The organism is Mesobacillus maritimus (assembly GCF_019749255.1).
GTDB classification, from domain to species: Bacteria; Bacillota; Bacilli; order Bacillales; family Cytobacillaceae; genus Mesobacillus_B; species Mesobacillus_B maritimus_A.
Window position 1 is genome coordinate 1 of record NZ_JACWFH010000021.1, and the last position, 14,473, is coordinate 14,473.

The following is a 14,473-nucleotide window of genomic DNA, read 5'->3' on the forward strand; positions in this document are numbered from 1 at the left end:
TAACGGAGGAAAATCCAGCGTGCCCAAATAGAAAGGTGAACCACCAAAAAGGTAAAGCTAGAACCCCAAGTTCCCCACCAACAAAAGCCCTCATCAAAACCCCAATTACCTTATAATAAAAGTAATAAAAATACTCGGAGGTGTGGGTCATGTTTGTAGCAGGTCAAAAGGAAATGCAGCAAATGGATCGGTACACGATGGAGAAGATTGGGTTGCCAGGCGTTGTGTTAATGGAGAATGCGGGTTCGAGGATTGTCGAGGAAATCATAGCGACCTCCAAGAGTCTCAATAATAAAAAAACAAACGTACTCATCCTAGCGGGAGGCGGAAACAATGGTGGGGATGGCTTTGTTGTGGCACGAAAACTTGTCGACCTAGGGTGGGAGCCCGAACTTTGGTTACTGGTCCCAACCGAAAAGATAACGGGAGACGCTAAGGTCCATCTTAACGCCTATCTAAATAGGGGTTTAAAACTATATACCCTAAAGCATATCGACGATTTCCAGCAGCATCTATCTCAAACAGATATCATTGTGGATGCCATCCTTGGAACTGGTGTGAAAGGAGCTGTAAGAGACCCGCTAAACCAGATAATAAAAATGGTTAACGAACGCGAAGATCTTTCCATTCCGGTCATTTCTGTAGATATTCCCTCAGGTGTGAACAGCGATGATGGCAAAGTAGTGGGCGAAGCGATTATAGCCACAAAGACAGTAACCTTTGTACTTCCTAAGAAAGGCTTTTTCCTTCAAGATGGACCGAAATACATTGGAGAATGGAAAGCTGTTGATATTTCTGTTCCACCATCCATTCTAGAAGACCTCCAACTTAAGCTCCCACAACTAATAACAGAATTGCTTATAAAAAAGTCCATCCCTGTGCGGCCACAAAACGGTCATAAAGGTACCTTTGGACACGCCCTTGTGGTCGGAGGTTCGCGCTCCTATGTTGGAGCCCCTATTTTTACCGCAAAGGCAGCCTTACATAGCGGTGCAGGATTAGTGACCTTAGCCATTCCTGAAGGAATCTATCCTATGGCGGCAACTAAGTATCCAGAGGCATTATTTTTACCATTACCTGAAGAAAAGGATGGTTCCTTTTCAAAGGAAGCGATTGAAGAACTAACCCCTCGTCTGCAACAATACGATTGCATCGCGGTTGGACCTGGGATGAGTCGGTTTAAAGGTGGCGAAGGATGGTTGTTAACATTGCTTCGGGGCTTAACAAATCAGCCAATTGTCATCGACGCAGATGCTCTTTACCTGCTGCGAAAGAATCTGAAGTTCATCCAACACCATAATGGCCCCGTCATTTGTACGCCTCACCCAGGAGAAATGGCGACATTAATTGGGAAATCGGTAAAAGAGATAGAAGAAAACAGGATTGAAATCGCACTTAGATTTGCAGAAGAGTATCAAGTGTTGCTACTATTGAAAGGTCACCGTTCAATTATTGCGACACCGGACGGAGAGATCTACATAAATCCGCATGGACATGATGCGTTAGGAAAAGGCGGAAGTGGGGATATATTAACAGGTCTTATCACTTCGTTCCTTGCACAAGGTGCATCGCCACTGCATGCTGTTGTCGCAGCAAGCTTCCTCCATGCAAAAGCCGGGGAGGATCAGGCAAAAATATTGTCCCATTACGGTGTCATGCCTGGTGATCTGATTGCCGGAGTGAAAAATAGATTAAATCACTATATGAAATAACTTTGTCAAAATACAAGTCAAATGAAAAAGGATGATTATCAAGGAATGGTGAACCCAAAATTTCGAGAAAAGTTACTAGAAATCGTTGAAAACCAACTAAAGGAAAATGATCCGCCTTGTACAGGAGAAACGTTAAACAAGTTAATGCAAATGGGGAAAACAGAAGAAGAATCAAAATTGCTGATTGCTGGAATATTAGTAGAAGAGATGTACGATATTATGAAGAACCAGGTTCCCTTTAATGAGAGTCGCTATGCTGAAAAATTAGCGAAGCTGACTTCCTAATCCGCTTAACAAGGATTTATTACACTTGAATCTAAAGCAGTGTTGATGAATGTCCATGCAGCAAGGTAAAGCAATTGATTTATAACAGCTTAATCTGTAAAATTAATTGTGTATAAATTTTATATTACGGAGTGTGAGTTTTTGTGGCTGAAGTGCCCATAGGGTTAATTGTTTTTTTAATCGTTTTAATTATTTTATCTGCTTTCTTTTCATCAGCAGAAACAGCTTTTTCAAGTGTAAATAGAATCAGGTTAAGGAATTACGTTAGTGAGAATAAGGCTGGTAGCAAAAAAGCCTTACACATTACTGAGAACTTTGACAATGCCTTATCTACAATCTTAGTTGGAAATAACATCGTTAATATTGCTGCATCCAGTATTGCGGCAAGTGTATTTACAGGTTTATTCGGAGCGGGAACGGGACTGATAATCAGTACATTTGGAATGACAGTCCTTATTTTAATCTTTGGTGAAATCTTGCCAAAGTCCATTGCGAAGGAGAACGCTGAAAGTTACTCATTAAAGATATCTGGAATTCTATTCTTACTTATAAAACTTTTAACGCCAATTAATTTTATCTTTGCTAAACTAAAGGACTTTGTTTCAAGAACCTTCTCTAAAAACGAGTCAACCCCTTCTATCACAGAAGAAGAAATCAAGGTTATGGTTGATATTAGTGAAGAAGAAGGCGTTATTGACAAAGAAGAAAAAGAGCTTGTGCATCGTTCCTTAGAATTTAATGATGTGATTGTTGGCGAGGTTTTAACGCATCGTATGGATATGATTGCCATCGAGTTAAACCAGCCAATTGAAGAAATTAAAGATATTTTCTTAACGGAGCGATTTTCACGAGTCCCTGTATATAAGGACAATATTGATAATATCATTGGAATTTTATCTGAGCGTGAATTCTTTTCGGAACTTATCCAGCATAATGATGCAAACGTAGAAGCATTATTACGAAAACCGGTATTCGTCGTTAAATCAATGAAAGTAGCAACGCTCTTGCCTGAATTACAAAGGTTAAAAAGTCATATGGCCATCGTGGTCGATGAATTTGGCGGAACTTCTGGATTGATCACCCTTGAAGACATTCTCGAAGAATTAGTCGGCGAGATTTGGGACGAACATGATGAAAAAATTAACATCATGACAAAGCTTAGTGAAACGTTATATGAATTTGATGCTCAATTCCAACTAGATGACTTTTCAGACCTTTTGCATGTGCCAATGCCAGAAAGCTCAAGTCATAGTTTGGGTGGTTGGTTGTTTGAAACGTTGGAAAGAATCCCGAAAGAAGGGGAAGGCTTTGATTATGAGAATCTTCATATCTCTGTTCAAGAAGTCGATAATCACCGCGTACGCAAGGTAAGGGTAGAAATATTCCCGAAAAATCAGAATGAAGAGTCAGAAGAAAATTAAAAAAAGATAAAAAAATTGCATCTGCCCAAGTGGCAGATGCTTTTTAAATATAAAGGGGGAATACATTAAGCATTGTTGACACCATTTGAATTCCATATACGTCGTTTTATAAATACAGGTAGATTTTCCTATGCTCGTTTTATATGTACTTTACTCCATCCCCAACGATTAGTCGTTCATATTTTTAGATTTCTCTACACAGGCATGAAGTGCTTGAATTACACTTGAGCGAAAGCCGCTTTTTTCAAGACTTGCGACTGCTTCAATTGTGGCCCCTCCAGGAGAGCAAACCTGATCCTTTAATTCTCCAGGGTGAAGGTCTGTTTCCAATACCATCTTTGCAGCTCCTAATAATGCTTGTGCTGCAAATGTATAGGCTTGCTTCCTTGGCATTCCTTGTAGGACAGCTCCATCAGCAAGTGCCTCAATAAACATGTAGGCGTATGCCGGAGAAGCACCGCTAACACCACTAACTGCATCCATTAAATGTTCCTCAATAAATTCTACTTTACCAAAGCACTCAAAGATTGTTTCAAGTTCAAGCTTGTCTTCGTCTGTGATTAAATCATTGATGCAAACTCCTGTCATGCCTTCGCCAACTAGGACAGGGGTGTTTGGCATCGTACGAACCATCTTCATTCGTCTACCAAAACGCTGTTCGTTTTGGTCAATGGTTTGTCCAGCAGCAATCATGATGATGATTGCATTGTGATCGACAAATTCTTTAATTTCTTCAATAACAGAAGCATATTGATAAGGTTTTACAGCAAGAAAAATGATTTCACATTGACGTGCAACCTCAGTATTGTCCTGTGTTACTTGAATCTCATATTGACGCTTAACCTCTTCAAGTTTTGGAAGTGAGCGGTTTGATACATACATATTTTCTACCCTTACATTGCCTGATGTGACAAGACCACCAATCATTGCTTTTGCCATGTTGCCGCAGCCAATAAATCCAATTTTAGAATGAATCATTAGATCCTCCTTATTCTTTCTTCTATTAATTTAATAATTGATTATAACATGTAGGATTAATAATTGATTATAACATGTAGGAGTATGTTCCAGAATGGAAAGTGAATCGTAATAACTCATAGAGTGAAAATTTTACGAAAAATAGGTACCTATTTAATCAAGAGTTATCGTTTGTAATGTTACATAGTATATGTTATTTTTATAACTAAGTAACATATAGCTAATAGGGGGATAATTGTGGAGTACGTTGAACCCATTAAGGATATCGGAAAAATAAATGAAATGAAAAAGTTATTAAGGAGACAATCACAGCGAGATCTTTTACTTTTTGTCTTAGGGATAAATACTGGGATTCGTGTAAGTGATTTGCTCTCTCTAAAAGTTGAGGATATACGTGAAGGAAGTATGCTTAAGGAGTTTCTCTATATTGATGACCCTAAACATGAAGAAAAAAAGGCTTACTACTTAAATCATAGTGTGAGAAGTGAATTAGAAATTTACTTAGCTAGTCATGAATTTAACCATACCGACTATTTGTTTAAATCGAAGAAGATCAATCAGCCGATTACGCGTCAGCAAGCTTACCGTATAATCAATCATGCTGCAAAAGAAGTTGGGATTCCAGGTAAAATCGGAACTCATACACTTCGTAAAACATTTGGATATCATGCTTACCGTAAGGGGATTGCGATATCTATCCTAAAGTCCATTTATAATCATAATAGCCCTACAGAGACTTTGCGCTACATAGGCATTGAAAAAGGGGAGCAACTTCCTATAAAAGTGGATGTAAACCTCTAGACTACATTTATTAGGGCATTCAGTTCGATTTTTTTATGTGAGAAAACATACAAAAAACCCCCACTATAATTAGGGGGGCTGGTTACTTATTTATCTTGAGTGTCATCATTTATCTGCTCGCTAATGTTAACGTTACACGTGAAATCTGTAACATAATCCTCAGTAATATTCACGTGGACGGTTTCTCTATTTTTCATGAATTTAAAAACACCATTATTAAAATCTGTGCCGATGTCTTTAAAGAAGATCCCTTCGTATTCAACATCCTTAGAATGTTTGAAAACTAGACGATATTTTTCGCCCTCTTTTGTAAGATAGGCGCGCACTCCTTTTTCAAATTGGCCCTCTTGGTTATTCAGTCCGCGTGAGACTGAAACGATATGAAGGTCCACAAAAGGAATTTCTCTTAAAAGTGTATTAATAATGGAACCTTTTGCTATTTGTTCCCAGCGGCTTTGTGCAGTTTGCCCTAGAATAATTTGTGTGATTCGTTTTTCCCTAGCAACCTCGGCGATGACTTTTGATACAGGGCGTTTCTCGTTATCTTTTAAAATAAACGCTTCTGCACTGTGAAGTTCTGCTATTTGTTTCCATCTTGTAATATAATCGGATTTTTCGGCATCCAGTTCATCAAAGGGCTTTGCATCAATGGTAAGGATATAAAGAGGGCAATCCATCATTTGCGCCATCTTACATCCACGCTGAATGAGACGCTCACCGTTAGGACCATAATATACACAGACGAGGATGCTTTCATCCATGCGTCCTTTAAATTTCTTCAATTAATGTCACCTCAAATTAGCTGGGTTTGATATGAACCTGTACTGTTAAACTATGTATGACTATAGCTCATGGTTCGTTTACAGTCAATCACAAATTGGAAAATAAAATATTAAAGAAATTTCTGTTTTAAGGGGGAGGTAGCATTGGCTTGGTCATGGTTCCATATCATCATCTTATTGCCATTTTTATTTGCAATCGTTGTTCCATTCCTATATAAAGTTTTCTCACCTAGAATCCATACAGGATGGTTCGTATTAATAGTGCCTGTTTTCCTATTTATATACTTGCTTCGTTATATCCCGGTGGTATCAACCGGAGAAACGATACTTCTCACAGCCCCATGGATCCCGTCCGTAGGGATCAACTTCACTGCTTATATTGATGGTTTATCACTAATATTTGCTCTTTTGATAAGTGGTGTGGGGGCATTGGTAGTCGTATACTCCATTTACTATATGTCCAAGCACCGGGAGGCATTGCACAATTTCTATGTGTATATCCTGCTTTTCATGGGAGCGATGCTTGGAGTCGTATTCTCAGATAATATTTTCGTTTTTTATGTTTTTTGGGAATTGACGAGTATTTCTTCATTCTTGTTAATTGCTTACTGGTATGAACGACAACGTTCACGCTATGGGGCCCAAAAGTCGATGTTAATTACCATTTTTGGTGGACTTTCAATGCTTGCAGGGTTTGTGATGCTTTCGATGATGGCGGATACCTATAGCATTAGAGAAATGATTAGTCAAAAAGAGATCATTGACGGTCATACATTATTTCTTCCTGCGATGATCTTGCTTCTATTAGGTGCTTTTACAAAATCAGCTCAGTTTCCATTTAGTATTTGGCTTCCGGATGCGATGGAAGCTCCAACACCAATTAGCGCCTACTTGCATTCAGCCACAATGGTAAAGGCTGGCATTTACTTGGTTGCAAGGTTTACCCCGGTATTTGGTGGAAGCGCAGAGTGGTTTTGGATGATCTCGAGCGTCGGGATCATTACCATGTTATATGGTTCAATTACCGCAGTAAGGCAGATAGATTTAAAGGCTTTGCTCGCTTACTCTACAATCAGCCAATTAGGATTGATTATGACTCTCCTAGGGCTTGGTTCAGCAGCGATTTATTATGGAAATGGAGAGGAATCTGCATTTTATGCTGTTGCAATACTAGCAGCAATCTTCCATTTAATTAACCACTCCACCTTTAAAGGAAGCTTGTTCATGGTAGTCGGAATCATTGACCATGAGACAGGAACACGTAATATTCGTAGATTAGGCGGATTACTGACGGTGATGCCAATCTCGTTCACGGTCGCTTTAATTGGAAGTTTTTCAATGGCCGGTTTGCCACCATTTAATGGCTTTCTAAGCAAAGAGATGTTTTTTACTGGTGTCGTAAACTCGACATCTTTAGATATTTTTGGAATGGATAATATTGGAGCGCTTTTTCCCGTTATCGCATGGGTTGCCAGTGTCTTTACCTTTATCTACTCAATGATTCTTATCTTTAAGACATTTACAGGCAAACATTATCCTGAAAGACTTGAAAAGGAAGCACATGAAGCCCCGACTGGGATGTTAATTCCACCGGTCATTCTAGCATCACTGGTTATCATTTTATTTTTCTTCCCAAATATCCTTTCTGATTATGTTCTACAACCAGCTTTAATGGCAATCTTGCCAGCATTCGTTGAAACAGGCGGAATTGATATTCATATTGAGCCATGGCATGGTTGGACAACAGAATTGTATATGACGATTGGAGTTGTCGTGATTGGTACGCTTCTGTATCTTACCCTTAGAAAATGGCAAGGGATATATAGATTTTTCTCTCCAGAAGGAAGATTAAATATCCTCTATGATCAAGGGATCGTCAAAATGGAGGAATTCTCCCTTGGACTAACTAGAAGATATATGAATGGTTCTGTTCGAAGTTATTTAGTGTATATTTTCACGTTTATGATTTTAGTTGTTGGTGGTAGTTTGTTGTTGTCCGGAGGATTAACGTTTGATTTTACCAATGATGCTCCTATAAGTTTTTATGAATACGGGATTGTAATAGGAATTATTCTCTCAGGTGTTCTAGTCGTAACAGCAAAATCTAGATTAACAGCTATTATTGCACTTGGAGCAGTAGGCTATTTGGTATCCATTCTCTTCGTTATTTTTAGAGCACCAGATTTGGCTTTAACACAGCTTGTCGTTGAAACAGCCACGGTCGCTCTGTTCTTACTTTGTTTTTACCATCTGCCTGAATTTAAAAAGCGAGGAAAAGGAGTCGGGTTCAAATTATCAAACTTGCTTGTCTCTCTTGGGGTCGGAGTACTCGTTACAACCCTTGCTTTGTCTGCTGATGCGAATCGGTTGTTTGAACCGATTTCTAGTTTCTTTGAGAAGTCATATGAACTTGCTGGCGCGAAAAACATTGTTAATGCCATTCTTGTTGACTTCAGAGGCTTCGATACGATGATGGAAATTGTCGTACTCATGATCGCGTCTTTAGGTGTATTTACTTTAATAAAACTACGCTTAGCGAGGAAGGATGGGGAAGAATGAAGCGTGCAAATGACCTATTACTTAAAGCAGTGATTAAAGTAGCTGTATTAATCATTCTAACCTTCTCCATCAACCTCTTTTTTTCAGGTCATCATCATCCAGGTGGAGGTTTTATAGGAGGGTTAGGGGTATCGGCTGCATTAATCCTTCTGTTTCTTACTTATGATATTGAAACAGTAACGGAAAACCTCCCGTTTGATTTTAAGATAATGGGGGCAATAGGTGTTCTTATTGCTGTAGGAACTGGGATGGGTTCGTTTTTATTTAATGCTCCGTTTTTAAGTCAAACATACGGATATTTTCACCTCCCAGTCTTTGGTGAGACAGAGTTGGCAACGGCTCTATTATTCGATTTAGGGGTGGCTCTCGCGGTCATTGGCTCCTCTGTGACGATTATTTTAAGCATAAGTGAGGATGAGTAAGATGGAAACATTAATGGCGATTACAATTGGATTCCTGTTTTCTCTTGGAACTTATCTGGTGTTGACCAAGAGTTTAATCAGGATCATCTTGGGAACATCGATTATTGGTCATGGTGTAAATCTGCTCATCCTTACAATGGGAGGCCTTAAAACAGGAGGTCCCCCATTGCTTGGAGGAGAAGACCTGAGCTATACAGATGCATTGCCTCAGGCGCTAATATTGACAGCGATTGTTATTAACTTTGCTGTAACCGCACTATTTTTAGTGTTGGCATACAGATCATATAAAACATTAAGGACTGATGATATGGAACAATTAAGGGGTTACGAGGATGAATAATGCGCTTATCTTGCTAATTATTATCCCGTTGATTACTGGGATGGTCTTAATTATCTTCCGAAAGAAAATTGTGTTTCATCGTGTGGCTAGTGCCGCTGCGCTTTTAGTTACCAGCATCATTTCGTTAATTTTAATTTATCAAGTAAAGACTAAAGGAATTCAATCTCTCCAACTTGGAGGCTGGGAAGCGCCATTTGGGATTAGCTTCGTGGTAGATATGTTTTCCGCCCTACTACTTCTGACCACAAGTCTGGTTGCCTTTGCTTGTTTAGGTTATGCATTTCGTTCAATAGGGACTGAGCGTGAGGCAAACTATTTTTACCCATTGTATTTATTTTTGATTACCGGAGTGTATGGGTCATTTTTGACAGGGGACCTTTTTAATCTATTTGTTTGTTTTGAGGTTATGCTTATCTCCTCGTATGTACTCTTATCATTAGGGGGCACAAAGATTCAGCTCCGAGAGTCCATCAAATACATCTTAATTAACGTCCTATCCTCTTCGCTTTTCCTCGTTGGGATTGCTTATCTATATGCTGTGGTAGGAACATTAAATATGGCACATCTGTCTGCTAGGATCGCCGAAGTGGGACAAGATGGCGTGACGACGACAGTATCGCTCCTATTTATTATCGTCTTCGGTTTGAAAGCTGCGTTGTTCCTATTTTATTGGTTACCGGGGTCCTACAGTGCTCCTCCAACAGCAATCGGTGCTATTTTTGCTGCGCTGTTAACTAAGGTAGGAATTTATGCGTTGTTTCGTACGTTTACTCTCATCTTTTATCATGAGCCACAAATCACCCATCTTCTATTAGGGATTATGGGAGTTGCAACTATGGTTTTAGGAGCATTTGGTGCAATCGCCTTTTCAGATATTAAGAGAATACTGACATACAATGTCATCATCTCTGTTGGGCTTATTATTGCTGGTTTGGCATCCTATAGCCTTATCGGGATAACAGGTTCAATCAATTATCTTGTTCATGACATGATTATCAAAGCACTCCTCTTCCTGATTGGAGGGACAATTATTAGCCTAACGGGAACAGATAAATTGGGTGAAGTGACAGGTCTTATTCGGACTCATCCATATTTAGGGTGGATGTTCTTTATCGCTGCATTGTCAGTGTCCGGGATTCCCCCGCTAAGCGGGTTTCTAGGCAAGGTGTTTATTACAAAAGGAACCTTTGAGGCAGGCTATTATTGGTTAGGCGGAGTCGGGTTAATGACAAGTTTAATGGTATTGTACTCTGTTATGAAAATATTTATGAATGCCTTTTGGGGTGAAACAAACTTAAGTCAGGAAATGGAAAAGGGAACAACAAAAGGGGTTATGTTTCCAATTGTTCTTCTGACCATGTTGACTGTTTTACTAGGGGTAGGGGCAGAGGCAATGCAGCCATATGTGAAAATAGCAGCCGATGATTTAATGAATCCTTTACATTATATCCATGCTGTATTGGGGAGCAATTCCTTACAGTAAGGTATTTTAAGAATGATGCCACAAAAAAAATATAAAGGGGTGGTTACAATTGCCCATCCAAGTGCTATTAAATATATTTATTGCCTTTTTATGGATGTTTCTTCAAGAAGAGTGGAGTGCATTAGCCTTTATTGTAGGATATATTGTTGGTTTTATTGTTCTGTTAATGATACGCAGATTTTTACCAACTTCTTTTTATGGAAAAAGACTCGTGGCAATTATTAAGCTGTTCTTTGTGTTTATAGCGGAATTAATGTCATCCAGCTTGCTCGTTGCACGTCAAATTTTGAGTCCGAAGATAAAAGTGACCCCGGGAATCTTTCGACTTGAGACCGAGTTGGAAGGAGAATTGGAAGTCACCTTGTTGGCTCTACTCTTATCCCTAACTCCAGGGTCAGTCGTGGTTGAGGTATCCCATGATAGTAAGGCATTTTTTATCCATGCGATGGATATTCCGGAATCTAGCGACAGTGTTATTAAATCGAAGAAAGTTTTTGAAAAAGCGATAAAAGAGGTGACCCGCTAATGTTTGAATTGCTCATGCTGGGATCAATTGTGATGTTGGTTTTAACCATACTGGCCTGTCTTTATCGGGTCTGGAAAGGTCCTTCAATGCCAGACCGAATCCAGGCATTAGATACAATTGGAATTACCCTAGTTGCGGGAGTTGCAATATTTTCTGTCCTTAATCGAACACATGCTTTTCTTGAGGTTATATTAATTATCGGAATCCTTTCTTTTATTGGTACGATTGCCTTTGCACGATCCTTAGAAAGAGGTGTTGTCATTGAACGTAAAAGAGTGGAGTGAGCTTATTGGCCCACTATTTATTTTTATCGGGTCGGTTTTTACCTTTCTTAGTGCGGTAGGGTTAATTCGCTTGCCTGATGTATATACTCGATCACATGCAGCCTCAAAAAGTACAACACTCGGAGTTCTTGGTGTTCTTTTCGGAGCGTTTCTTTTTTTCCTAATTACCGAAGAATATGTCAGTATACGGTTATTGCTAGGTATCTTCTTTGTGTTCCTTACCGCACCAATTGCTGCGCATATGATTTGCCGTTCCGCGTATCGAAGCAATGTGGAATTAGCCAAGGAAAGTGTTAAAGATGATTTAAAGCCTTATTTAAAAGAAAACATGGTTGAAGATCAGGTGTGAGGAAAGTTTATGGTAGTAGGATGGGCATCACAAATAAATGTGATGCCTTTTTTACATATCGAATTGCGGGACAAAGACTGAAAATAACGGTAAAATAATAGTAGAATTCTAAACTTTGAAATTTTGGGAGTGGGGTGCTAGGATGCAGAGTATAACACTTAGTTCGCTGCTCGATGTTATTGGCGAATTGTTTTCAGATGAAATTTCAATCGCAGTATCAAACACAAAAGAGTATATCTATTACCGCCCGAGTAAACGCATTGATTTAAAAATTAAACCGGGGGATCCTTTAAAAAAGGGAACCATTGCCTATAAAGCAATTGCGACTGAGCAAAAGGTTTCTGAGTTTATTAACCGAGATCTGTTTGGCGTGCCATACCACGGGATGGCGGTTCCGTTTCTTCATAATGGGGAAGTGGAAGGCTGTGTAACGGCAATCTCGCCTGCCTTGACAGAGGGGAAATCGGTCGTAACGGTGAAAACCTTAGATGGCTGGAACCCAATTCCGTTTTCAAAGGTAGTCTTTTTAGAGGCAAAAGAGAAAAAGACCCATGTCTACACCGATGTTTATTGTGGATCGCATAAATACTCGCTTCAGGAATTTGAATATTTGCTTCCAAAAGATTCGTTTATCCGTTGCCATCGTTCCTTTATCGTCAATGTAAATCATATAAAAGAGATTTTTCCAGATTCACATTCTACCTTTCTATTAGCCATGGACAATGGGGAGCAAGTTCCTGTCAGCCAATCCTATTCGAGTTATTTTAGGAAATTATTAGGTTTTTAAAGGTAGAGTCTGCTCTTTTATCCTTAAAATTGCTGGATTCTTACGATTTTTTCTGTTTTGTACTATGAAAATGCTGTTTTATCAAAAAAATTCGTATTGTATTCGGAAAATTAAAATTTCTATCTCTTCTTGGGTAAAATAATGGTAAATCTATTTAAGGAGAGGTCAATAAATGGAGAAAAGAATAGCACGGATACGAAATGAGCGCTTGCGTGAGCGCGTAGTAACTCCAGAGGAAGCAGCATCATGGATTGAAGACGGAATGACCTTGGGCTTAAGTGGCTTTACACGTGCAGGTGATGTGAAAGCGGTACCATTTGCCTTGGCTGACCGTGCTAAACATGAATCTTTTAAAGTGAACGTTTATACAGGGGCCTCTCTAGGTTCGGATGTTGATAAATTATTTGCTGAAGCTGGAATTCTCGGGAAAAGACTACCATTCCAAGCAGACCCAACGATGCGTAAAGGCATTAACAATGGAGACTTTTTATTTGTTGATCAGCATCTATCTCATACAGCAGAATTGGTACGAGCCAATGTCATCGACTCAGTAGATTACGCAATTTTGGAAGCGGTTTCGATTACAGAGGATGGAATGATTATCCCGACAACTTCGATTGGCAACTCATTAACGTTTGCTGAGCATGCCAAATCGATTATTGTTGAGATTAATATGGCGCAGTCAACCACCCTTGAGGGGCTGCATGATTTATATGATCCTGGGAAACAAGGAGAAAGAGATCCAATTGCCTTAACAAAAGCAGACGACCGTATCGGTTCCTTAGGAATAAAGGTTGACCCTGAGAAAATTAAGGGAATTGTCTTTACGGACCAACAAGATTCCCCATCTACCATTGTAGCACCAGACGAGGAAACGAAAGTGATGGCAGATCACTTATTGAACTTCCTTCGCAAGGAAATCGAGCAGGGAAGATTAACAGAGAAGCTTGCTCCCCTTCAATCAGGAATTGGTTCTGTGGCAAACGCTGTCCTTCATGGAATGCTAGATTCAGAGTTTGAAGACTTAGAGGTTTACTCAGAGGTCTTACAGGATGCAGTCTTTGATTTAATGGATGCAGGAAAGGTCCGCTTTGCTTCTTGTTGCTCGATTACACTATCAGACGCAAAAATGAAGCAGGTTTTCTCTAATTTCGAACAATATCGTGATCGGTTAATTATGCGTCCGCAGGAAATCTCTAATCATCCAGAAATCATTCGTCGCCTCGGATTGATTTCCATTAATACGGCTCTAGAGCTAGATATTTATGGGAACGTGAATTCCACACATGTTCTTGGGACAAAAATGATGAATGGAATCGGCGGCTCAGGTGATTTCGCACGAAATGCACGCCTTGCTATCTTTGTAACGAAATCGATTGCGAAAGACGGGAAGATTTCGAGCATTGTTCCATTTGTTTCCCATGTGGATCATACCGAGCATGATGTGGATGTCATCGTCACCGAACAAGGTTATGCAGATTTACGTGGTCTGGCACCAAGGGAACGAGTGGAGGTCATAATTGAGAATTGTGTACATCCAATGTACCGCAAACAACTTTGGGAATATTATCAAGAGGCACTAACTAGAGGTGGTCAAACGCCACATGTCCTCGAAAAGGCCTTCGCTTGGCACACAAATTTTGCAAAAAACGGCACGATGCAAGATGTATCCTTAGTTGAAGTGAAATAAATTAAGCTGAATTATTTGACAATTCTTCTTTTCTATCTAAAGATAATAGTATTA

15 protein-coding genes are annotated in these 14,473 nt (G+C 39.5%); 13 read left to right on the forward strand and 2 right to left on the reverse strand.

Annotated elements, in window-relative coordinates; all coding sequences use genetic code 11:
• The first annotated feature begins 149 nt into the window (after positions 1–149).
• The 3 genes from H0185_RS15715 (at position 150) to H0185_RS15725 (ending at position 3,418) form a co-directional block, all read left to right on the forward strand.
• Positions 150–1,712, forward strand: coding sequence for an NAD(P)H-hydrate dehydratase (locus H0185_RS15715; RefSeq protein ID WP_221874463.1), 1,563 nt, complete (start codon positions 150–152; stop codon positions 1,710–1,712).
• Between the two features lie 45 nt (positions 1,713–1,757).
• A complete protein-coding gene (locus H0185_RS15720) occupies positions 1,758–1,997 on the forward strand; it encodes a hypothetical protein (protein ID WP_221874464.1) in 240 nt (79 codons plus the stop codon).
• A gap of 143 nt (positions 1,998–2,140) precedes the next feature.
• The gene (locus tag H0185_RS15725) at positions 2,141–3,418 is read left to right on the forward strand and encodes a hemolysin family protein (protein WP_221874465.1); all 1,278 of its coding nucleotides are present in this window, start codon (positions 2,141–2,143) and stop codon (positions 3,416–3,418) included.
• Positions 3,419–3,586: 168 nt separating this feature from the next.
• Here H0185_RS15725 and proC read toward each other — a convergent pair whose 3' ends face one another.
• Positions 3,587–4,393 (reverse strand): pyrroline-5-carboxylate reductase, encoded by an 807-nt coding sequence (proC, locus tag H0185_RS15730; RefSeq protein WP_221874559.1) that lies wholly within the window; start codon positions 4,391–4,393, stop codon positions 3,587–3,589.
• A gap of 240 nt (positions 4,394–4,633) precedes the next feature.
• Between proC and H0185_RS15735 the strand changes: the two genes are divergently transcribed.
• Positions 4,634–5,197, forward strand: coding sequence for a tyrosine-type recombinase/integrase (locus H0185_RS15735; RefSeq protein WP_221874466.1), 564 nt, complete (start codon positions 4,634–4,636; stop codon positions 5,195–5,197).
• Positions 5,198–5,283: 86 nt separating this feature from the next.
• Here H0185_RS15735 and H0185_RS15740 read toward each other — a convergent pair whose 3' ends face one another.
• Positions 5,284–5,979, reverse strand: a complete 696-nt coding sequence (locus H0185_RS15740; RefSeq protein WP_246629235.1) for a universal stress protein — start codon at positions 5,977–5,979, stop codon at positions 5,284–5,286.
• Positions 5,980–6,123: 144 nt separating this feature from the next.
• Between H0185_RS15740 and H0185_RS15745 the strand changes: the two genes are divergently transcribed.
• The 9 genes from H0185_RS15745 (at position 6,124) to scpC (ending at position 14,419) form a co-directional block, all read left to right on the forward strand.
• Positions 6,124–8,538, forward strand: coding sequence for a Na+/H+ antiporter subunit A (locus H0185_RS15745; RefSeq protein WP_221874467.1), 2,415 nt, complete (start codon positions 6,124–6,126; stop codon positions 8,536–8,538).
• On the forward strand, positions 8,535–8,960 hold the full coding sequence (locus tag H0185_RS15750) for a Na(+)/H(+) antiporter subunit B (protein WP_221874468.1): 426 nt from the start codon (positions 8,535–8,537) through the stop codon (positions 8,958–8,960). The genes H0185_RS15745 and H0185_RS15750 overlap by 4 nt, the downstream gene beginning before the upstream one ends.
• Position 8,961: 1 nt before the next feature.
• Positions 8,962–9,300 carry a Na(+)/H(+) antiporter subunit C gene (locus tag H0185_RS15755; protein WP_221874469.1) on the forward strand — a complete coding sequence of 113 codons (339 nt, stop codon included), beginning with the start codon at positions 8,962–8,964 and terminating at the stop codon, positions 9,298–9,300.
• Positions 9,293–10,783, forward strand: a complete 1,491-nt coding sequence (locus H0185_RS15760) for a Na+/H+ antiporter subunit D (RefSeq protein ID WP_221874470.1) — start codon at positions 9,293–9,295, stop codon at positions 10,781–10,783. Before H0185_RS15755 ends, H0185_RS15760 begins: the two co-directional genes overlap by 8 nt.
• Before the next feature lie 49 nt (positions 10,784–10,832).
• Positions 10,833–11,309: a Na+/H+ antiporter subunit E gene (locus tag H0185_RS15765; protein ID WP_221874471.1), complete on the forward strand. Its 477-nt coding sequence runs from the start codon at positions 10,833–10,835 to the stop codon at positions 11,307–11,309.
• The gene (locus H0185_RS15770) at positions 11,309–11,593 is read left to right on the forward strand and encodes a Na(+)/H(+) antiporter subunit F1 (RefSeq protein WP_221874472.1); all 285 of its coding nucleotides are present in this window, start codon (positions 11,309–11,311) and stop codon (positions 11,591–11,593) included. The genes H0185_RS15765 and H0185_RS15770 overlap by 1 nt, the downstream gene beginning before the upstream one ends.
• On the forward strand, positions 11,571–11,942 hold the full coding sequence (gene mnhG, locus H0185_RS15775) for a monovalent cation/H(+) antiporter subunit G (RefSeq protein WP_221874473.1): 372 nt from the start codon (positions 11,571–11,573) through the stop codon (positions 11,940–11,942). The genes H0185_RS15770 and mnhG overlap by 23 nt, the downstream gene beginning before the upstream one ends.
• Before the next feature lie 142 nt (positions 11,943–12,084).
• A complete protein-coding gene (locus tag H0185_RS15780) occupies positions 12,085–12,729 on the forward strand; it encodes a LytTR family DNA-binding domain-containing protein (RefSeq protein ID WP_221874474.1) in 645 nt (214 codons plus the stop codon).
• Between the two features lie 172 nt (positions 12,730–12,901).
• Positions 12,902–14,419, forward strand: a complete 1,518-nt coding sequence (gene scpC / locus H0185_RS15785; protein WP_221874475.1) for a succinyl-CoA:acetate CoA-transferase ScpC — start codon at positions 12,902–12,904, stop codon at positions 14,417–14,419.
• The last annotated feature ends 54 nt before the right edge of the window (positions 14,420–14,473 follow it).